Annotated in this window: 25 protein-coding genes; 14 read left to right on the forward strand and 11 right to left on the reverse strand. The window is 62.2% G+C overall.

Features of this window, described 5'->3' with window-relative positions:
* The first annotated feature begins 34 nt into the window (after positions 1–34).
* Genes purS through NKJ13_RS18385 form a run of 5 tightly spaced genes read left to right on the forward strand, consistent with a single transcriptional unit; the run spans position 35 to position 2,703 of the window.
* On the forward strand, positions 35–277 hold the full coding sequence (purS, locus tag NKJ13_RS18365; protein ID WP_352477508.1) for a phosphoribosylformylglycinamidine synthase subunit PurS: 243 nt from the start codon (positions 35–37) through the stop codon (positions 275–277).
* Between the two features lies 1 nt (position 278).
* The gene (purQ, locus tag NKJ13_RS18370) at positions 279–947 is read left to right on the forward strand and encodes a phosphoribosylformylglycinamidine synthase subunit PurQ (protein ID WP_352738048.1); all 669 of its coding nucleotides are present in this window, start codon (positions 279–281) and stop codon (positions 945–947) included.
* A gap of 31 nt (positions 948–978) precedes the next feature.
* The gene (locus tag NKJ13_RS18375; RefSeq protein WP_352738045.1) at positions 979–1,644 is read left to right on the forward strand and encodes a glutathione S-transferase family protein; all 666 of its coding nucleotides are present in this window, start codon (positions 979–981) and stop codon (positions 1,642–1,644) included.
* Positions 1,645–1,646: 2 nt separating this feature from the next.
* Positions 1,647–2,057, forward strand: coding sequence for a hypothetical protein (locus tag NKJ13_RS18380; protein ID WP_352738043.1), 411 nt, complete (start codon positions 1,647–1,649; stop codon positions 2,055–2,057).
* Between the two features lie 4 nt (positions 2,058–2,061).
* The gene (locus NKJ13_RS18385; protein ID WP_352738041.1) at positions 2,062–2,703 is read left to right on the forward strand and encodes a Pr6Pr family membrane protein; all 642 of its coding nucleotides are present in this window, start codon (positions 2,062–2,064) and stop codon (positions 2,701–2,703) included.
* Between the two features lie 14 nt (positions 2,704–2,717).
* On the opposite strand, the gene NKJ13_RS18390 is transcribed toward NKJ13_RS18385, so the two are convergent.
* Positions 2,718–2,963, reverse strand: a complete 246-nt coding sequence (locus NKJ13_RS18390; protein WP_352738039.1) for a DUF1127 domain-containing protein — start codon at positions 2,961–2,963, stop codon at positions 2,718–2,720.
* 92 nt (positions 2,964–3,055) lie between these two features.
* On the opposite strand from NKJ13_RS18390, the gene NKJ13_RS18395 reads away from it, so the two are divergent.
* From NKJ13_RS18395 to NKJ13_RS18405, 3 genes are all read left to right on the forward strand, one after another.
* Entirely contained in the window at positions 3,056–4,468 is a 1,413-nt protein-coding gene (locus NKJ13_RS18395) for an aminotransferase-like domain-containing protein (RefSeq protein ID WP_352506428.1), read from the forward strand.
* 149 nt (positions 4,469–4,617) lie between these two features.
* Entirely contained in the window at positions 4,618–6,855 is a 2,238-nt protein-coding gene (purL, locus tag NKJ13_RS18400) for a phosphoribosylformylglycinamidine synthase subunit PurL (RefSeq protein ID WP_352738037.1), read from the forward strand.
* 86 nt (positions 6,856–6,941) lie between these two features.
* Entirely contained in the window at positions 6,942–7,175 is a 234-nt protein-coding gene (locus tag NKJ13_RS18405) for a BolA/IbaG family iron-sulfur metabolism protein (protein WP_023798252.1), read from the forward strand.
* A gap of 12 nt (positions 7,176–7,187) precedes the next feature.
* On the opposite strand, the gene NKJ13_RS18410 is transcribed toward NKJ13_RS18405, so the two are convergent.
* Positions 7,188–7,994: a phosphodiester glycosidase family protein gene (locus NKJ13_RS18410; RefSeq protein WP_352738035.1), complete on the reverse strand. Its 807-nt coding sequence runs from the start codon at positions 7,992–7,994 to the stop codon at positions 7,188–7,190.
* 163 nt (positions 7,995–8,157) lie between these two features.
* Between NKJ13_RS18410 and grxD the strand changes: the two genes are divergently transcribed.
* On the forward strand, positions 8,158–8,493 hold the full coding sequence (gene grxD, locus NKJ13_RS18415) for a Grx4 family monothiol glutaredoxin (RefSeq protein WP_023674712.1): 336 nt from the start codon (positions 8,158–8,160) through the stop codon (positions 8,491–8,493).
* A 205-nt stretch (positions 8,494–8,698) separates the two neighbouring features.
* Complete coding sequence (locus tag NKJ13_RS18420) at positions 8,699–9,898, forward strand: multidrug effflux MFS transporter (RefSeq protein ID WP_502899823.1); 1,200 nt, start codon at positions 8,699–8,701, stop codon at positions 9,896–9,898.
* A gap of 18 nt (positions 9,899–9,916) precedes the next feature.
* On the opposite strand, the gene NKJ13_RS18425 is transcribed toward NKJ13_RS18420, so the two are convergent.
* From NKJ13_RS18425 to rpsD, 4 genes are all read right to left on the reverse strand, one after another.
* A complete protein-coding gene (locus NKJ13_RS18425) occupies positions 9,917–10,324 on the reverse strand; it encodes a UCP034077 family protein (RefSeq protein ID WP_254817643.1) in 408 nt (135 codons plus the stop codon).
* 49 nt (positions 10,325–10,373) lie between these two features.
* On the reverse strand, positions 10,374–11,201 hold the full coding sequence (locus NKJ13_RS18430) for an inositol monophosphatase family protein (RefSeq protein ID WP_352506431.1): 828 nt from the start codon (positions 11,199–11,201) through the stop codon (positions 10,374–10,376).
* A complete protein-coding gene (ttcA, locus tag NKJ13_RS18435) occupies positions 11,191–12,072 on the reverse strand; it encodes a tRNA 2-thiocytidine(32) synthetase TtcA (RefSeq protein WP_352506567.1) in 882 nt (293 codons plus the stop codon). The genes NKJ13_RS18430 and ttcA overlap by 11 nt, the downstream gene beginning before the upstream one ends.
* 158 nt (positions 12,073–12,230) lie before the next feature.
* Positions 12,231–12,848: a 30S ribosomal protein S4 gene (gene rpsD / locus NKJ13_RS18440; protein ID WP_352506432.1), complete on the reverse strand. Its 618-nt coding sequence runs from the start codon at positions 12,846–12,848 to the stop codon at positions 12,231–12,233.
* Positions 12,849–13,228: 380 nt separating this feature from the next.
* Between rpsD and NKJ13_RS18445 the strand changes: the two genes are divergently transcribed.
* Positions 13,229–13,441: a hypothetical protein gene (locus NKJ13_RS18445; RefSeq protein ID WP_023674706.1), complete on the forward strand. Its 213-nt coding sequence runs from the start codon at positions 13,229–13,231 to the stop codon at positions 13,439–13,441.
* A 90-nt stretch (positions 13,442–13,531) separates the two neighbouring features.
* Here NKJ13_RS18445 and NKJ13_RS18450 read toward each other — a convergent pair whose 3' ends face one another.
* The 4 genes from NKJ13_RS18450 to NKJ13_RS18465 all read right to left on the reverse strand — a co-directional run bounded on the left by NKJ13_RS18450 (position 13,532) and on the right by NKJ13_RS18465 (position 16,358).
* Entirely contained in the window at positions 13,532–13,720 is a 189-nt protein-coding gene (locus NKJ13_RS18450; RefSeq protein ID WP_023674705.1) for a DUF3008 family protein, read from the reverse strand.
* 76 nt (positions 13,721–13,796) lie between these two features.
* Entirely contained in the window at positions 13,797–14,609 is an 813-nt protein-coding gene (murI, locus tag NKJ13_RS18455) for a glutamate racemase (RefSeq protein ID WP_352477507.1), read from the reverse strand.
* Between the two features lie 159 nt (positions 14,610–14,768).
* A complete protein-coding gene (locus tag NKJ13_RS18460; protein ID WP_352506433.1) occupies positions 14,769–15,413 on the reverse strand; it encodes a DUF805 domain-containing protein in 645 nt (214 codons plus the stop codon).
* Between the two features lie 78 nt (positions 15,414–15,491).
* A complete protein-coding gene (locus NKJ13_RS18465; RefSeq protein WP_352690855.1) occupies positions 15,492–16,358 on the reverse strand; it encodes an RNA methyltransferase in 867 nt (288 codons plus the stop codon).
* Positions 16,359–16,564: 206 nt separating this feature from the next.
* On the opposite strand from NKJ13_RS18465, the gene NKJ13_RS18470 reads away from it, so the two are divergent.
* Genes NKJ13_RS18470 through NKJ13_RS18480 form a run of 3 tightly spaced genes read left to right on the forward strand, consistent with a single transcriptional unit; the run spans position 16,565 to position 19,003 of the window.
* Positions 16,565–17,776, forward strand: a complete 1,212-nt coding sequence (locus NKJ13_RS18470) for an NADP-dependent isocitrate dehydrogenase (RefSeq protein ID WP_352506435.1) — start codon at positions 16,565–16,567, stop codon at positions 17,774–17,776.
* Between the two features lie 9 nt (positions 17,777–17,785).
* A complete protein-coding gene (locus NKJ13_RS18475; protein ID WP_352506436.1) occupies positions 17,786–18,406 on the forward strand; it encodes a glutathione S-transferase family protein in 621 nt (206 codons plus the stop codon).
* A 15-nt stretch (positions 18,407–18,421) separates the two neighbouring features.
* Positions 18,422–19,003, forward strand: coding sequence for a demethoxyubiquinone hydroxylase family protein (locus tag NKJ13_RS18480; RefSeq protein WP_352506437.1), 582 nt, complete (start codon positions 18,422–18,424; stop codon positions 19,001–19,003).
* Positions 19,004–19,131: 128 nt separating this feature from the next.
* On the opposite strand, the gene NKJ13_RS18485 is transcribed toward NKJ13_RS18480, so the two are convergent.
* Positions 19,132–19,911 carry a PhzF family phenazine biosynthesis protein gene (locus tag NKJ13_RS18485; protein WP_352506568.1) on the reverse strand — a complete coding sequence of 260 codons (780 nt, stop codon included), beginning with the start codon at positions 19,909–19,911 and terminating at the stop codon, positions 19,132–19,134.
* Between the last annotated feature and the right edge of the window lie 17 nt (positions 19,912–19,928).

A 19,928-nucleotide genomic window follows, 5' to 3' on the forward strand; every position in this document is an offset into this window, starting at 1 on the left:
GCCCGCTCAACAGGTGAACAGGAGCATGTCCAGCGTGATCAAGGCCCGCATTACCGTAACCCTCAAGAACGGCGTGCTAGACCCACAAGGCAAGGCAATCGAGCATGCGCTGTCCGCAATGGGTTTCGGCGGCGTCGGCCAGGTGCGGCAAGGCAAGGTTTTCGATGTCGAGCTTGCCGAGGGCGACAGGGCCAAGGCCGAGGCCGATCTGAAAGCCATGTGCGACAAGCTTCTGGCGAATACGGTGATTGAGAATTACGCGGTGGAGATCGCCTGAGGTGAAATCAGCCGTCGTCCTGCTCCCCGGCCTCAATCGCGACCGCGACATGATCGCGGCGCTGACCAAGATTTCCGGCACGCCGCCGGTCACCGTCTGGCAGACGGACACCGAAATTCCCGATGTCGACCTGATCGCCATTCCCGGCGGCTTTTCCTTTGGCGATTATCTGCGCTGCGGCGCCATTGCCGCGCGCATGCCGGTAATGCGGGCTGTCGCCGAAAAGGCAGCCAAGGGCGTCACGGTCATCGGCGTCTGCAATGGCTTCCAGATCCTGGTCGAGGCCGGCCTGCTGCCGGGCGCTTTGATGCGCAACGCCTCGCTGAAATTCGTCTGCCGCCAGGTGAAGCTGCAGATCGCCAATGCCAACACGATGTTCACCCGCCGCTACCAGCCGGGCCAGATCATCCGCGCACCGGTAGCGCACCATGACGGCAATTATTTTGCCGACGCCGAAACTTTGGCCCGCCTCGAAGGCGAAGGCCAGGTGGTGTTCCGCTATGCCGAAGGCACCAATCCAAACGGCTCGATCAACGACATTGCCGGCATCGTCAACGGCCGCGGCAACGTGCTCGGCCTGATGCCGCATCCCGAAAACCTGATCGAAGCGGCGCATGGCGGCAGCGACGGCCGGGCGCTGTTCGAAGGCGCCTTGGGCATCGCCGCTTGATGCCTTCAATTTTCCTCCTGGAGCGACGGTCATGAAACTCTATTCGCGGCCGTTGTCGCCCTATTCGTCGATCGTGCGGGCGCTGGCCTACATCAAGAACGTGCCGCTCAAGGTCATTGCACCGCCGCCTGGGTTTCCCATCCCCGAGGCATTTCGTGCCATCTCGCCGCTGAACCGGATTCCGGTGCTGATCACCGGCTCGGGCGAAACGATCGTCGAATCGGTGGTGATTGCCGAATATCTGGAGGAGCGCTTTCCCGAGCCAGCGCTGCTGCCCAAGGATTCGAAGGACCGGGCACTGGTGCGCATGTTCGCCCGCATCACCGACCTTGACGTGCTCGCCCCCACGATGAAGCTGTTCGAGCTCTATTTCGTGCCGCAGCGCAACGAGGCGGAGATCAACGCACAGTTCGCCCGATTGCATCACGGGCTTGCGGCAATCGAAGCCCGCATGGCGCATGGCCCGTTTGCACTCGGCGACGACATCTCATTCGCCGATGCGTGGCTGACGCCGACCCGCTTCGTCTTCAACAATTTCAGGGCGACGATCGGCCGCCCCGACCTGCTTGATGCCTATCCGAAATTCGATGCCTATGAGCAAATCGCCTTGCAGCATCCGGCGCTGTCGCGCGTCTGGGGTGAGATGACAGACGGTCTGAAGATCTTTCTGTCCGAACTCGAGATGGGCGCCGCTTGACCATGAGACCGACGACCACGCGCCTCGCCATCGCCACTGCCGCCGGGCTTGCACTCGCCTCCTGCCAGTCAAGCCCGAAGAGCACGCCGGCGCCGGCGAGCAAGAGCGCGTCACTGCTTGCCATGGAGCAGGTGGCAATAGCTGCCCACAAATGTTGGATCGCCAGCAAGGACCCTGCGTTCAAATCCTATCAGATGGCCAACGAGTTGAATTCGTTCAGCGGCACGCCGCGCTTCCTGCTGGTGCCGGCCAAACACTATGGCGGAAAGCCGTTGCTGGTCGTGCAGGCGCAAGGCAATTCGAGCCGCGTCGACGTGTTCGGCCCATTGACGGCGGAACCGCTCGGCGCCCGCATCGGCTCGGACATTGCCCGCTGGCAGGCGGGCAATCCGGCCTGTGGCGCTGCTGCCTAGCCCAATGGGTCGCTTGCTGCAGATCACCGGTCTGGTCGTCGGCCTAGCCGGGCTCGTCCTGCAGCTCTGCATCACCGTCCCGGCATCAATGGAAGCCGGCCGCGGCTTTGTCGGCTCGCTGGTCTTCTATTTCAGCTTCTTCACCATCCTGACCAATATCGGCGCGGTGCTCGTCCATGCCTCGTTGCTGTCGTCAACGGGTTATGCCTGGTTTCCGGCTTTTGCCGCCCCACGGATGCGGGCGGGCGTAGCCGTCGCCATAACGCTGGTTCTCATCGTTTATGCAACGGTCTTGGCGCAGCTTTGGCAGCCGCGAGGGCTGTTCCTGCTCTGCGATGTGCTCCTGCACTATGTGACGCCGGTGTTGTTCGTGCTGTGGTGGCTTGTGGCGGGCGCCGACGGCTCGACGCGGTGGCGTGACATCTCCTGGTGGATGATCTATCCGATCGCGTATCTGGCCTATGTACTGGCGCGGGCGCCAATATCGGGCGAAGTGCCCTACCCGTTCCTCAATGTCGCCAAGAACGGCGCGACGAGCGTCGCCGTCTCGGCCGTGGCCATCACGGGGCTTTTTCTCGTGCTATGTATTGTGGCGGTGCTTGTGGACCGCGGCGTCGCGCGGCTCAGGACGGCGAGCGTCCGCTGAAGCGCTCGAACGCATCAGTCCCAGAACGGCCTCAGACCTTCACGATGGGCATCGCAGCGCGAGATACCGATGTCCTTGAGCTGATCGTCGGTCATCTCGAGCAGGACCAGCCGACTGCGCCGGCGCTCCAGCAGACCATCGATCCATCGGACGAATGACGTGACCACTTGCACGATCCGGCGAACATAGGATCTCCGGCCCGACGAGCGGCTTCCGGTCAATTCAACTGCCGCGTAGCGGATTGTCTCTATTGTACCCATTGTCTTTCTGCCAAGATTGCAATTGTGCCTTTCGTGCGGCCCGCTTCATATGTATTGACTCCCATTTCGGTGCAATGTAAAAAATTGTCACCATGACAACTTGGCTTCCGGACCTGACCGCCCGCACCGGCCCGCTCTATCAGCGGCTTGCCGATTCCATCGAGACGGACATCGACCGCGGCCTGATCGGTGCAGGGGCAAAGCTGCCGCCGCAGCGCGATCTGGCATACGACATCGGCACGACCGTCGGCACGGTCGGCAGGGCCTATCAATTGCTGCGCGAGCGGGGACTGGTCAGCGGCGAGGTCGGCCGCGGAACCTATGTTATCGCTCAACAGTCGGAGAGCGCAAAGCCGGATTTCCTGGGGCCGGTCGAACAAGGCACACGCTATATGGATGCGCCCGGCGACAAGCTGCGCTTCGATAGCACGGCCGCACCGGATGTCGGCCAGGGTGCCATCGTCGCCGACGTGTTGACACGCACGGCGCAAGACCATCCGCATGAGATTTCAAGCTATACTCGTGATTTCCCGGACCGCTGGTTGGAAGCGGGCAGACGCTGGCTGTCGCGCAATTCCTATCGCCCGGCGGCGGATGCAATCGTTCCCACGCTCGGCACCCACGCCGCGGTGATGGCAACCATTGCGGGACTCACCGCCCCCGGCGACTACGTCGTCTTCGAGCACCTCACCTATTCGCAGATCTCCCGCAGTGCCGGCCTGATCGGTCGCCGGACCGCACTGGTGGCGGCTGACGACGAGGGCATAGATCCCCAGGATTTCGAGCGCGTCTGCGCACAAAAGCATCCGAAGATGATTTTTTTGATGCCGACGGCGAAGAACCCGACGCTGACAACGCTGTCGGCATCGCGCCGCGAAGCAATCGCGCATGTCGCCCGTCAATATAACGTCGTCCTGATCGAGGACGATCTCTATGGCGGACTGACCGATGACCCAACGCCTTTAATGGCCGAATATGCTCCCGAACGGACCATCGTTGCCGGCGGCCTGTCGAAATCGGTCGCGGCGGGTGTTCGCGGCGGTTGGCTCGCTTGCCCGCCGGCCTACCGTCACCGCATCCGGGTCGCCCATAAGATGATGACGGGCGGCCTGCCCTTTCTGCTGGCGGAAGTGGGCAGCCGGCTGGTGCTGTCCGGTCAGGCCGCCGAGATGCGCAAGCGCAGCATTGCCGAGATCGGTGCGCGCATCGCGATCGTGCGCGAGACACTCGACGGCTTCGACTTCAAAGCGCTGGACAATGTGCCGTTCGTCTGGCTCACTTTGCCCGACCCGTGGCTTTCCGGCACTTTCAAACAGGCTTGCCTAGAACATGGCGTGCTCATCGATGACGAGGATGAGTTCAAGGCAGGGCGTTCCGAACAGGCCTTTCACGGCGTGCGGTTTGGCATCTCGCAGCCGCGACAGCGGGACGATATCGCGCACGGCGTCGCGGTGATCCGGCGGCTTCTGGACGAGGGCCGCGCCGGCTACGACAGCTTTTCCTGAACCGGCTTGAACCCGGCGGGTCGAGTGGCGATCTTTCGCTACTTGCCGTCAGCTGTTGCTTTCCATCGTTTTAGTCATCCGACGGGGGTGTATCGGCTGCAAAGCTTGCGATAAGACGGGACTCGATCCCAAGGACACAATTGCCGATCATGACCATTTCCAATTCCGTGCCGATCACTCCTGAACTCATTGCCGCGCACGGGCTGAAGCCCGACGAGTACCAGCGCATCCTCGACCTGGTCGGGCGCGAACCGAGCTTTACCGAACTTGGTATTTTTTCGGCGATGTGGAACGAGCATTGTTCCTACAAATCCTCGAAGAAGTGGCTGCGCACGCTGCCGACCACCGGGCCGCAAGTCATCCAGGGCCCGGGTGAGAATGCCGGTGTGGTCGACATCGGCGACGGCGACTGCGTCGTCTTCAAGATGGAGAGCCATAACCACCCCTCCTACATCGAGCCTTATCAGGGAGCTGCGACCGGGGTCGGTGGCATCCTGCGCGATGTCTTCACCATGGGCGCGCGGCCGATCGCGGCGATGAACGCGCTGCGCTTCGGCGCGCCGGATCATCCCAAGACAAGGCACCTCGTTGCCGGCGTCGTTTCCGGCGTCGGCGGCTATGGCAATTCCTTCGGCGTGCCGACGGTCGGCGGCGAGGTCAATTTCGACGCCCGCTACAATGGCAACATCCTGGTCAATGCGTTTGCCGCGGGTCTCGCGAAGACAGACGCAATCTTTCTGTCCGAGGCCAAGGGCGTCGGCCTGCCAGTCGTCTATCTCGGCGCCAAGACCGGGCGCGACGGCGTCGGCGGCGCCACCATGGCTTCGGCTGAGTTCGACGATAAGATCGACGAGAAGCGCCCCACCGTGCAGGTTGGCGATCCGTTCACCGAAAAATGCCTGCTCGAAGCCTGCCTCGAACTGATGGCGTCCGGCGCCGTTATCGCCATCCAGGATATGGGTGCGGCCGGCCTCACCTGCTCGGCGGTCGAGATGGGCGCCAAGGGCGACCTCGGCATCGAGCTCGATCTCGACAAGGTGCCGGTGCGTGAAGAGCGCATGAGCGCCTATGAGATGATGCTTTCGGAGAGCCAGGAGCGCATGCTGATGGTGCTGCGCCCCGAAAAGGAAAAACAGGCCGAGGCGATCTTCCACAAATGGGGCCTCGACTTTGCCATCGTCGGCAGAACCACCGACGATCTGCGCTTCCGCGTGCTGCACCAGGGCGATGAGGTCGCCAACCTGCCGATCAAGGATCTCGGCGACCAGGCGCCGGAATATGACCGTCCCTGGGTCGAACCGAAGAAGCCGGCGCCGCTGGCCGGCGATGCACCTCAAGCCGATGTGGCCGACGCACTGCTCAAGCTGTTGGGGGGACCGGACCTTTCCTCGCGCCGCTGGGTGTGGGAGCAGTACGACACGCTGATCCAGGGCAATTCCCTGCAGCTTCCCGGCGGCGACGCCGGTGTCGTGCGCGTCGATGGCCACCCGACCAAGGCGCTCGCCTTCTCCTCCGACGTGACGCCGCGCTATTGCGAGGCGGACCCTTACGAGGGCGGCAAACAGGCCGTTGCCGAATGCTGGCGCAATCTTACCGCCACCGGCGCTCTGCCGCTCGCGGCCACCGACAACCTCAATTTCGGCAATCCGGAACGGCCGGAGATCATGGGCCAGCTGGTTGGTGCCGTGAAAGGCATCGGCGATGCCTGCCGGGCGCTTGGCTTTCCGATCGTCTCCGGCAACGTCTCCCTCTACAATGAGACCAACGGCCAAGGCATCCTGCCGACACCAACCATCGGCGGCGTCGGGCTGATTGCCGACTGGTCGAAAATGGTGCGGATCGGCTTTGCCGCCGAAGGCCAGATGATCGTGCTGGTCGGCGCGCCGACCATGTGGGGCACGCATCTTGGCCAGTCCGCCTACATGCGCGACATCCATGACCGCGCCGACGGCCCGCCGCCGCCGGTCGATCTCGACCACGAGAAGCGGGTCGGCGACCATGTGCGGGCGCTGATCGGCTCCGGTGTCGTTACCGCGGCGCATGACGTTTCCGACGGCGGCATAGCGGTGGCGCTGGCCGAGATGGCGATGGCCTCCGGCATCGGCGCGACCATTCCCGGCCTGATCGGTACGGATCCGATCCCCGTCTGGTTCGGCGAGGATCAGGGCCGCTACCTGCTGACGCTGTCGATCGATCCGCAGAGCGAGGAATGGGACGCCATTCGCGAACAACAAAGCAGACTCGGCATTTTTGCACCGTGGATCGGCTCGACCGGCGGCAGCGAATTGAAGCTGGGCGAGGCGCGTGCGATACCGGTCAGCGAATTGACCGCCGCCCACGAATCCTGGTTCCCTCGCTTCATGGCAAATGAGGTCGTGGACCCGTGATGTGATCAAGCGGGGCCGTTTCGGTGTGGTTCATCCGCCTTTTCGACCATATCTATGAGATCACGACCTGAACAAGGAATCCTCATATGGCAATGGACGCCCACGACATCGAACGGCTGATCAAGGAAGGCATTCCGGACGCCAAGGTGACCATTCGCGACCTGGCCGGCGACGGCGACCATTATGCGGCTGAGGTGGTGGCCGAAAGCTTTCGCGGCAAAAGCCGCGTCCAGCAGCACCAGATGGTCTATGACGCGCTGAAGGGCAACATGGGCGGCGTACTGCACGCGCTTGCACTGCAGACCAGCGTGCCGGAGTGAGCTCTCTTGCAGTTACCGGCTCGCAAGCTTCTTACCGGTCACGGCAATGATCGGCCCCGCCGGATACTTTCCACCAACAATCATCCGCTCGCCGTTCGACAGCGCCGAAACGGCCCCGTCGAAGAAAAGCGCGTTGGGGCAATCGAGCGCGTCTCGAAACAGTCGCGCGAAGCTGCCGAGGCTGACCTCAGAGCGCGAGATCGCCAGCACGACGGTGTTTTGGTCACGCACGCCGACGCCATTGCGGATATAGCGCGATGTGCCGTTTTGCTCGAAGCGGGGATGAAGCCGGCCGTCGATCACCAGCATCGGGCCGGATTGCGTGGCAAACATCACGTCCAGTCTGGTCGCAGCAAAGGCGCTTGTCTCCATGACCGCCGCCTTGCCGTCCTTCCGGACCAGGAAGACGCCATTCGGTTTCAGGAAGAAATTGCCTTCGCTGTCGGCGACGTTGATCGGCGCCTTCTCCCGGCCGTCTTCGACGAGAAGGCCGACCGGAGTCAGGTCTTGGTGATACATGCCGGCGTTCATGGCGAGCAGCACCGGCCGGCCCTGATCCGCCATCGCCCTGTCGAATTTGTCCAGTGAACCGAAAGCCTTGCCGTCAAGGTCTGCGTGGAACACACCGATGTCATAGTGGCGCAGATCGATTTCGCAGACGACATAGGTGACCGCCTCGAAGCTCGCGTCGCGGCACGGCGCCGGTAATTCACCGCCGACGACGAGAGATGGCTGTCTCGGCGACCTGGCCCACCAGATCAAGGACAGTGCGGCGAACAGAACGGCGAGGAGGAACCCGGCGAGATATCGTCTTTTCATCGCGCCTCGGGAAAGATGGTGGCCAACGCTCTTGGCCCAAGATCAGACGTTCCTTTGCGCCATTTGCATGGCAAGGCGGCAAACATCTTGTTTCGCGCAACCCATGGGTTTATTTGAAGGGTAATGTTCGAGCCTGACTCCCACAGGCATGAAAGGGTATTCCATGAGCGGCATCAACGACTACATCGACAATGAAGTGAAGGGCAACGACGTCGTTCTCTTCATGAAGGGCACGCCCGGCTTCCCGCAATGCGGATTTTCCGGCCAGGTCGTGCAGATCCTCGACTATATCGGCGCCGACTATAAGGGCGTCGACGTGCTGACGTCGGCCGAACTGCGGCAAGGCATCAAGGACTATTCCAACTGGCCGACCATCCCGCAGCTCTACGTCAAGGGCGAGTTCGTCGGCGGCTGCGACATCATCCGCGAGATGTTCCAGGCGGGCGAATTGCAGACCTTCCTCGTCGAAAAGGGCGTCAGCGTCAAAGGCGCCGCCTAACTTCTGTTTCTCGTATGACCTTCCGCCTGCGATTTTCGGGGGTCATGCGCTAAGCGCCGGGGCAGCCCCACCTTGGCAAAAAGTTCTGCCCGCTATCGGGCAATCAACGAATGGATGCGTCGGCCAGCCGGCGCATTTTCGTTTGAGGATCGGACTGGCCGTGGATCAGCAAGCGCAAGCGCAGCAAAAGGCAAGCACCTTGCCCATACCGCGCTGGGAATTCATTGCGCTGTGCGCGGCGCTGATGGCGCTCAATTCGCTGGCCATCGACATTATTTTGCCGGCGCTGCAGCAGATCGGCGCTTCGCTTGGCGTCGAAAACGAAAACCACCGGCAATATGTTGTCACCGCCTATATCCTTGGCTTTGGCGGCGGACAGCTGTTCTTCGGGCCGATCTCGGACCGCTTCGGGCGCCGCGCGCCGCTTGTCGCAGGGCTGGTGATCTACGTCGTGGCGGCCGGCGCTGCGGCAATCGCCCCGTCATTCGCCACGCTTCTGCTATGCCGGGCGGTGCAAGGCATCGGCGCGGCGGCGACGCGCGTCATTGCCGTCTCGATCGTGCGCGATACGTTCGACGGAAGGCGCATGGCCGAAGTCATGTCCTTGATCTTCATGGTGTTCATGGCCATTCCGGTGGTGGCGCCCGGTATCGGCCAGTTCATCATGCTGTTTGCGACCTGGCATGTGATCTTCGTCACCATGGCAGCCGGCGCGCTGATCGTGTCCGCCTGGTCGCTGCTGCGCCTGCCCGAGACACTACACCCCGAATATCGCCGGCCGCTGACGCTGTCCTCCATCATCGGCGGCTTCCGCATCGTTCTCACCAACCGCATCGCGCTCTGCTACGCCTTTGCCAGCACCTTCATCTTCGGCGCCATGTTCGGCTTCATCGCCTCGGCCCAGCAAATCTATGTCAGCGTATTCAATGTCGGCGAGATGTTCCCCGTCATCTTCGCGGGGGTTGCCGGCGTACTTGCTTTTTCGAATTACCTCAACTCGCGCCTCGTCGGCCGCATCGGCATGCGCCGCCTGTCGCAAAGCGCGTTGCTGCTGTTTCTGGCCATCAGCCTTGCCTGGCTGGTCGTTTCCATCGAAATAAAGATGCCGCTCTGGCTCTTCATTACCTTCTTTGCCTGCGCCATGGTCCCGTTCGGCGCGCTGGGCGCGAACTTCAACGCGCTCGCCATGGAGCCGCTGGGTCACCTGGCCGGCACTGCATCGTCGATCCTTGGGTTCATGCAGACATTTCTTGGCGGCATTCTCGGCACGCTAATCGGCCAAGCCTTCAACGGCACGGTGACGCCGCTGGCCGCCGGGTTCTGCAGCGTGTCGGTGGCGGCGCTGCTGATGATCCTGCTGGCCGAGCGCGGCAGACTATTCCAGCCGCATAACCCGCCGGTTTAATACACATTGCGCGTGCGCCTATGATGCACCCTCACTGACCGCGGTGAAGCGAGGGAACAGCGTACGTCCTGCGATTGCTCCACCCATACTGTCGGAAACGGGCAGTGGAAGAGCCTTGTCGAGCGCCTCGAGGACGGAAGCCACAAAGGCCCGGTTGAGCGGACCATCGTCCCCTAGATGGGAGAAAGTGGCGCGCGGCTTGCCAATAAGCGTGCCGTTTCGGCGAATTGAGAACTGCAGCGTCAGGGTCATGCCCGCGGTTCCGGGCGGCGGCTTCCAACAGGCGAAGATTGCGGAGAACATCTCGTCTATGGTGTCGACGGAGTCGGGACTGCGACATGCGCGTTCCCCAGCTCTTGCTTCATTGACACCGGCAACCAAGGCAAGGGCAAAGGCCGTTGCAACAATTGCGGACCGAGGTTTCATTCGAGATCTCCGGTTTCGCACAAGATTGGACACCTTTGGCAGCGAAGAGCTATTCCGCCCAGAGCTCGCGGCGCAGCTCCCGCCAGCTCTCACGGTCCGGCGCGACCAGCAAGCCACCCCCGACATGCGACGGCAGATAGGCGCTGCCGTCGAAGCGCGCGGCATGGCCGCCGGCCTCCGCATGGATCAGCACGCCGGCCAAGTGGTCCCAAGGCATCAGCTTGTTGTAGACGACGAAATGGCCGTGGCCGCTGGCCAGCAGGCGGTATTCGTGGGCGGCGCAGCGATAATTGAACTGCGATAGCGACTTAGTCTGGTTGCGCGCCAAACGTGAGCGGTCCGGCTCGGGCACATAGTGCCATGAGACCGCACCGGTCATTTCCGACATCGGCGCCGGTTTGGCGACATGGACCTTTTCCAGATTGCCATGGGCATGGCGGATATGGCTGCCGGCGCCACTAACGCCGATCAGCCAATCCTTGCCGACGGGGTCGTGAATGATGCCGGCGACCGTCTTGCCCTTGACCACGACGCCAAGCATGACGCCGAACAGCGGCACGCCGGAGGCGAAGTTGAAAGTGCCGTCGACCGGGTCGATGACGAAGGCGAGTTCGGCATCGCCGAGACCGTCGAGCAGCGTCGGGTCGTCGGAGCAGGCCTCCTCGCCGACGATCATTGCGTGGGGATAACGCTGGCGCAGGCTGGCGGTGATGAGCCGTTCGGCATTGACGTCGGCCTCGGTGACGAGATCGGCGGCCGAGGTCTTGCGACGGACGTCGCCCTCGCTCAAACGGCGAAAGCGCGGCATGATCTCGGCGACGGCGGCTTCCGACAGAAGGTCGGCAAGCCAGTCGATCGCGCTATCTTCAAATGTCATCGGGACGCCTGGTGGTGAGGGTTTCGTTGAGGGCGGCGAAATCGAACAGTTTCCTGTCGAGCAGATGCGAACGCCGCACATTGGTCATGGCGCGGATCATCGTGTCCTTGCGGCCGGGCATGCGCTTCTCGATGTCGTCGAGCATCGCCTTCATGGCGTTGCGCTGCAGACCTTCCTGGCTACCGCACAGATCGCACGGAATGATCGGGAATTTCATGGCGCCGGCGAATTTCTCGAGATCGGCTTCCGCACAATAGGCGAGCGGCCGCAGCACCATGACATCGCCTTCGTCATTGAGCAGCTTCGGCGGCATGGCGGCCAGGCGCCCGCCATGGAACAGGTTCATGAAGAAGGTTTCCAGTATGTCCTCGCGGTGGTGGCCGAGCACCAGCGCCGAGCAGCCCTCCTCGCGGGCAATGCGATAGAGATGGCCGCGCCGCAGCCGCGAGCACAGCGAGCAATAAGTGCTGCCCTCGGCCAGCTTGTCGGTGACCACCGAATAGGTGTCCTGATATTCGATGCGATGCGGAATGGCATAGCTGTCGAGATAATCGGGCAATATGTGCTTGGGAAAGTTCGGCTGGCCCTGGTCGAGATTGCAGGCCAACAGCTCGACCGGCAGCAGCCCGCGCCATTTGAGATCAAGCAGCACGGCAAGCAAGCCGTAGGAATCCTTGCCGCCCGACAGAGCGATCAGCCAACGGTCGCCGGGTCTCACCATGGCGAAATCGTCGATCGCCTGGCGGGCAAGCCGCAACAGCCGCTTGCGCAGCTTGTTGAACTCGACGGAGGACGGCACATCGGCAAACAGCGGATGAAAGCCGCCTTCGGCCTCGGCGATCGGGTCAAGCGTTTTGGCGTCTGGCTGCATGTTCACGGCGCGTCGGCCCTAAAGTCCTGTTGCCGCCCGCAGTAGCGCATCGGATCGAAAATCGAAATCGATTTCCGACTCACGTCCCTGAAAAGGACGAAGAAAGAAAAGGCCGCCTGGAGGGGCGGCCTTCGGTTTTGTCGTGACGAACGCGCCGATCAGCGCGAATAGAATTCGACGACCAGATTCGGTTCCATCTGCACGGCAAACGGAACGTCCGCCAAGCCGGGGATGCGCGTGAAAGTCGCGGTCATCTTGTTGTGGTCGGCCTCGATGTAATCGGGCACGTCGCGCTCGGCCAGGCCCACCGATTCCAGCACGATGACCAGCTGCTTCGACTTCTCGCGCACTTCGATGACATCGCCCGGCTTGCAACGGTACGAGCCGATGTTGACGCGCTTGCCATTGACGTTGATGTGGCCGTGATTGACGAACTGGCGCGCCGCAAAGATGGTCGGCACGAATTTGGAGCGGTAGACGACGGCGTCGAGGCGCGATTCGAGCAAGCCGATCAGGTTCTCCGAGGTGTCGCCCTTGCGGCGGTCCGCCTCTTCATAGACCTTGCGGAACTGCTTCTCCGAAACGTCGCCATAGTGGCCCTTCAGCTTCTGCTTGGCGCGCAGCTGCAGGCCGAAATCGGAAAGCTTGCCCTTGCGGCGCTGGCCATGCTGGCCGGGGCCGTATTCACGCTTGTTGACCGGGGACTTCGGGCGGCCCCAGATGTTTTCGCCAAGACGGCGGTCGATCTTGTACTTCGCGGATTCGCGCTTGCTCATCGCATTCCCTTTCAAAACAACACACCCGGAACCTTATGGTCCGGGTGAAGGAAACGCGCCCTCCTCTGGCCTCCGTTTTCGAGACCTGACAGGGTTTTCCACGCAACGCGACGGAAAACCCACGGGACACGTCATTTCAAACAAGACATAGGGAAAGTAAAACCGGCTGCCCAAACGTCTTGCACACATAAAGAAAACCACCGGGCATTGCGGCCCGGTGTTGGTGGGCTGGTTAAACGGAGATTTAACCGCTGTCAAGCTTCTGGCTGGCGCGAGTCGCCGAACCGGATAGTGTTACGGTTGTAGAACGTGCCGGATGTGGCGGGAGGTTGCGCCAGCGGCATCAGGAAGGGACTGAAGTCAGAGGAGCAGGAATTCGCATGAAGAAGTTCTTCCTTACGTTGGTAGGAGCCGCGGTGATGGCCGGCACGATGGCGGTCGCGCCCGAGCCAGCGCAGGCCCGGCATTGGCATGGGCACAGGCATCACCAGGTCTGCCGCATCGTGGTCAAGAAAAAGGTGGTGTGGCGTCACGGTCATCGCAAGGTCATCCGCTACAAAGTGCGGCGCTGCGGGTGGGGCTGGAACTGGTAATTTTCGCCCTCGCCCGTTGAGACTTCATGGCCCGCGGCTCAGCCGCGGGCCTTTTATTGACCGGCATCCGCCGCCAGAATGGTCAGTCGATCAGTGTTTCGACTTCTTTTCCGGCAGGCCTTTGCGCTTGGTCTCGGCGAATTCCTCGAGCTGTTTTTCGCTCATGGATTTATACATTCCCTTCGACGCACCTTTGAGCGCGCCCTTCTTGGTCTCGCCGCGCTTGGCTGACAATGCCGCGCCGGCCGCTTTCTGCTGGGCTTTTGAGGTGGCTGGCATGATGGTTTCTCCCGTTTCCGATGAGAGGAAAACGCATTGTCTGGTGTGATGTTCCCAAAGCGAAAATTGCTTGCGGTCAGGATATCGCCAGGCCAAATCCCTGCATCAGCCGGCGCGTCGGAAAATCGGCGCTGTTCGAGGTGAAGAACGCAAGGTCGGCCCCTTCCGGCAGTGCCTCTCTGCGATAAGCGGCCTCGGTATCGGCAAGCAGCGACAGCGCGCGGCGTGCGATCGCCTCGGCCGGGTCGAGCCAGTCGACCGGCCAAGGTGCTGTCTTGCGCATGCGGTTGGCCAAAAAAGGATAATGGGTGCAGGCAAGCACGACGATGTCGGTGCGCAGCCCGTCATGCTCAACGAAGCACGGCGCGATCTCGGCGCGCACGGCGTCCTCGTCGACAAAACCATCGCGCATATAGGCTTCGGCCAATCCAGCCAGCCTGTCGCTGCCGACCAGGCGGACGTGGCATTTCTGCGCCCACTTGCTGATCAGGTCGCGCGTGTACTGGCGCTTGACGGTGCCGGGCGTCGCCAGCACCGAAACCAGGCCTGAGCGCGTGCGTTCCGCCGCCGGCTTGATGGCCGGCACGGTGCCGACGAAAGGGTGGCCGGGAAACCGCTCGCGCAACGCATCGATGACCAGTGTCGAGGCGGTGTTGCAGGCGATGACCGAAATGGCCGGCGAAAACCGTTCGAGCAGCCTAGCGAACAACTCCAGAATATGTGTTCTCAGCGCCGTTTCCTCCCAGGCGCCGAAGGGGAACGCCGCGTCGTCGGCGACATAGATGAAGCGGCGGTCAGGCATCAGGACGCGCGCCTCACGCAGCACGGTGAGGCCGCCAATGCCGGAATCGAACATCAGGATCGGACGGGCGCTCGACGGATCGGTCATGGTCATTGAGTCACTAAGGGCTGGGAATCACTAAGGGCTGGGGAATTACAAAACGAGATCACGAGAGAAGGCCGGCCTATGCATTTTGCTTCGGCCAATGATGCTTTGTCCCGGCCGCTTCTATGTGGAACCATCATGGCCTTGATGCGGCGAGACGGGTCACACAAGGCCCCGCTTGCCGAAGCCGCCGGCCCGCGGCCGGCCGATTGCCGGAGATGCAGGTTGAGATGCGCGATGGTTCGACGGCACCGGTGCGGCGCGCATGGCGTAGGGCGGAGCCTGGGCCGTCACGCCGGCGGCTGACGCTGAATGGAGCGCCGCGGTGCCGCGTAGCGGCCCGGGCGGGTCGAAATCGTCGAAACTCAGGGATGACGCTATATCGGAAGAGCGACCGCCCGCCGGCCTGGCCGCCAAGATGACGGCCCACAGCCCGACAAGAGCTAATCCCAGCAGGTTAAGACCGGAATGCGAATCTTCGCCGTCGAATTTTACGACAAGAACAGTGCCGGCCTGCAGGATCGCGAACAGCGTCGAGAACACGATATACGACCAAAGGATCCAACCGGACCCTTGCGCGTCGCGGCTTCGACGCCAGGCGAAATTCGCGCGGAACAGAACGATCACCAGCGAGGCGACGAGAACGGCCGCGGCCAGCCCTTCCCTGGAAGGACCTGGTTTCGAATTGGCCAAGCCCTCGATGCCGATGGTCAGCACGACACACAGCACAAAGGTCGCGATTTCCGCAACCAGCAGAGTCACGGAATAGAAGAAAAAGCGAAGACGACCGATATTTGAGCTAAACATTCGAGATCCATCGTTTCGAAAACCATGGGTCAAACCAAATAAAATTCGGTTACTGGTAAGACAGCTGCATTTGCGCGCCTAGTCTTTGTCTTTCGCCCTCGCAGCGCGTGCCGCGGCCGCCGGGAGCCGCCTTGGATCGTCGCCGGGCGATCCGTCGCCGCGCGGCATGGCCGGCGAGAACCTGTCCAGCGATGATATTATTCCGCGCAGCACCTTGAGCTCCGGCTCGGCAAAGCCGGGGCGGGTCAGCACTGCGCGCAAATTGTCGACCATCTTCGGCTTCTTCGCTGCCGGGCGGAAATAGCCGCGCGCCTCCAGTGCACCTTCCAGATACGCAAACAGGCCGTGCAATTCTTCCTTGGCAGCCGGCGGCATTTCAGGGCCGGAAAAGTTGGTCATGGTCTCGTTTTCCAGGCCGGACTTCATCCATTCATAGGACATCAGCAGGGCCGCCTGGGCGATGTTGAGCGAGGAGAAGGCTGGATCGACGGGGAAGGTGACGATCTCGTCGGCAAGGCCGACCTCGTCATTATAGAGGCCGAAGCGCTCGCGGCCGAACAGGATGCCGGTGCGCTGGCCGGCCCGCTGCCGCGCCCGCAGCGCCCTGCCCGCCTCGACCGGACCGCGCACCGGCTTGAAATTGTCGCGCGCGCGCGCCGTGGTGGCGAAGACGAAGTTCAAATCGCCGACCGCCGAGGCCAGGTCGTCGAACACCGTGACGGCATCGATGAGGTGGTCGGCGCGACTTGCGGCGGCACGCGCCTTGTCGCTCGGCCAGCCGTCGCGCGGATTGACGAGCCGCAGCTCGGCAAGCCCGAAATTGGCCATGGCGCGCGCAACCATGCCGATATTCTCGCCGAGCTGCGGCTCGACCAGGATGATCGCCGGTCCGGACGCAGGCGTTCCGGAGGCAAGAGGGGTGTCGGGATCCTGGGTAGCGGCCATGGTTGTCAGTGAACTGCTGTTTGCGGCATTTCGCAGTCCCCTGCCACATTTGGCGGCGAAAATGAAGCTTTGGCAAAGAATGCCGGCACTACGGCGCGGTTCGCCGTTTGCGCGGCCAAAAAGCCTTTGATATACGGGCCGCATCCCAGGGCCGGCAGCCGTGCGGGCAAGGCCGTTCCGTTCCCCAAAAGCGAGGCATTCTTTTCATGGCGAAGATCAAGGTGGCGAACCCGGTCGTCGAACTCGACGGCGACGAGATGACCCGCATCATCTGGCAGTTCATCAAGGACAAGCTGATCCACCCTTATCTCGACCTCAAGCTCGAATATTACGACCTCGGCATCGAGCACCGCGACGCCACCAACGACCAGGTGACCATCGATTCGGCCAACGCCATCAAGAAATACGGCGTCGGCGTGAAATGCGCGACGATCACGCCCGACGAGCAGCGCGTCGAGGAATTCAAGCTGAAGAAGATGTGGAAGTCGCCGAACGGCACCATCCGCAACATCCTCGGCGGCACCATCTTCCGCGAGCCGATCATCATGAAGAACGTGCCGCGGCTGGTGCCCGGCTGGACCAAGCCGATCATCGTCGGCCGCCACGCCTTTGGCGACCAGTACCGCGCCACCGACTTCCGCTTTCCCGGCAAGGGCAAGCTGACGATCAAATTCGTCGGCGAGGACGGCCAGGTGATCGAGCACGATGTGTTCGACGCACCCGGCCCCGGCGTCGCCATGGCCATGTACAATCTCGACGAATCTATCCGCGAATTCGCCCGCGCCTCGCTGAACTATGGCCTGCTGCGTAATTACCCCGTCTACCTCTCGACCAAGAACACAATCCTCAAGGCTTATGACGGCCGCTTCAAGGACATCTTCCAGGAGGTCTACGAGGCGGAGTTCGAAGCCGAATTCAAGGCGAAGAAGCTCTGGTACGAGCACCGGCTGATCGACGACATGGTGGCCTCCAGCCTGAAATGGTCGGGCGGCTATGTCTGGGCCTGCAAGAACTATGACGGCGACGTTCAGTCCGACACGGTGGCGCAAGGCTTCGGCTCGCTCGGCCTGATGACCTCGGTGCTGATGACGCCGGACGGCAAGACCGTCGAGGCGGAAGCCGCGCACGGCACCGTTACCCGCCACTATCGCCAGCACCAGAAGGGCGAGGAGACCTCGACCAATTCGATCGCCTCGATCTTCGCCTGGACGCGCGGCCTCACGCACCGCGCCAAGCTCGACGACAATGCCGAACTGAAGCGCTTTGCCGAGACCCTGGAAAAGGTCTGCATCCAGACGGTCGAGTCCGGCTTCATGACAAAGGATCTGTCGCTGCTGATCGGCCCCGACCAGCCATGGCTTTCGACCACCGGCTTCCTCGACAAGATCGACGAGAATTTGCAGAAGGCGATGGCCTGAGCCCGCGACATGGGCAAGCCCGTCGTCTACGGCGCGGACTACAGCGTCTATGTGCGCATCGTGCGGCTGGTGCTCGAGGAAAAGGGCGTCGGCTACGAGCTGGTGCCCGTCGACGTCTTTGCCGCGGACGGCATTCCCGGCTGGTACTTCGAGCACCAGCCGTTTGGCCGCATCCCGGCCTTCGAACATGACGGCTTTTGCCTCTACGAGACCGGCGCGATTGCGCGTTATGTCGACGAAGCCTTTGACGGCCCGGCGCTGCAGCCGGTCGGAGCCCGGCCTCGAGCACGCATGAACCAGATCACCGGCCTGCTCGACGCCTACGCCTACAGGGCCATGGTCTGGGATGTCGCGGTCGAGCGGCTGGAGAAAACGCCACCCGACGAAGCCGTGATCGCCAACGGGTTGCGGCAGGCGAGAACGGCATTGCAGGCGCTGTCGTCGCTGAAAGCCGGAGGGCCTTGGCTGTTGGGGACGGACCTGACGCTGGCCGACCTGCACGCTGCGCCAATCATCAGCTATTTCGTCAAGGTCGCCGAGGGGCAAGCCCTGCTGGCCGAGTCTGCCGAGCTTCGGGATTGGTGGACCCGCATTGCTGCGCGTGCGAGCGTTGCCGGCAGGCTGACTTAACTCTCGGGCGCATTCATGACTGAACTCTCCCACCAGGACGTACTGACGGTGGCCAGAATAGTCAGAGTCAACCACGCCGGCGAATACGGCGCGATCAGAATCTACTCTGCACAGATTCTTGTCGCGAAGCGTTTCTGGCCGGACTGCGTGCCGTCTTTGTCGCAGATGCTTGGGCACGAGCGCAGCCATTGCGCGGCTTTCCATGCAGCCATGCCGCTGCGACATTCCCGACCGTGCCGCGTGATGCAATTCTGGAGTTGGGGCGGCTGGCTGCTAGGCTTCCTCACTGCCCTGCTCGGCCCGCAAGGCGTCTGGGCCTGCACCGCAGCGGTCGAAGCGGCGGTGCACCGACATCTCGATGATCAGCTGTTCTTTCTAACCGGACGCGATCACGAGTTGCACGGCATCATCCTGTCCATCCGCGAAGAAGAGCTTGCCCATCTCCGTCACGCCGAAGAGCAGTTGAGGTCGCCTGGACCGTTGCTGAACTGCCTGCGCGCAGCGATCTCCGTTACCACCGACTGCCTGATTTGGCTGTCGACCTGGGGCGACTCGACGCGAATGACGCGTGCCCTGAAGGCATCAAGGCATCCCTGATGAGCGCTATGCCGTTCCAGCGGCGCTTCTTCCAGGCCACTGGCCTGCGCCATCTGGCCGCCGCCACGGCCCAAGCGCCATACCGTGATCTTGGCTGAGGCGAAGCAGCCACCGAATTGGCGAGCCGCTCAATCGGGAAGGTAGATTTCCGCCTTCATGAAGGTCTTCGCACGGCCTGTGATCAGCACGCGATCTCCGGCCAGTTCGCATAGCAAATGCCCGCCGCGCTGCGAGCATTGGAATGCCGATACATGCGTCTTGCCGAGCTTTTCAGCCCAGTACGGCACCAATGTCGCATGAATGGAGCCAGTCACCGGGTCCTCGGGAATGCCAGCTCCGGGTACGAAATAACGCGAGACGAAATCATGGGCTTGCCCAGGCGCGGTAATGACCAGGCCGAGAGGATGAAAACGTCCGATCCTGAGCAGATCGGGAACGAAAGATCGCACGGTTGTCTCGTCGGCAAGCTCGACAAACAGGTTCTCGAAATTGCGGAAGCTCGCAACCGGCCGCTGAGGCAATATCGCTTGCAGCGCCGAGGTCAGTTCGTCCTCGACGGGCCGCGGCGGAAAACACGGCAGATCGAGCTGATAGGCGCCTTCCCGCCGGGAAACCCGCAGCTCGCCCACCCGGGTGGCGAAGGCCATTTCGCCCTGACCATCGTATTCCGTAGTCAGCACATGGGCGGCCGCAAGTGTAGCATGGCCACAGAAGTCGACTTCATGAACCGGCGTGAACCAGCGCAAATCCCAACCCTCGCCACTCGGCCGCGCAAACGCGGTTTCAGCAAGATTGTTCTCGTTTGCGATGGCCTGCATCACGTCGTCCGATAGCCAGTCCTCCAAAATGAGAACGGCAGCGGGGTTGCCTTGGAAAGCCCGTTCGGCAAAAGCGTCGACTTGATACATGGTCAACGTTGCCACAT

The sequence above is a fragment of the Mesorhizobium sp. M0174 genome, from assembly GCF_040322275.1.
GTDB lineage: Bacteria > Pseudomonadota > Alphaproteobacteria > Rhizobiales > Rhizobiaceae > Mesorhizobium.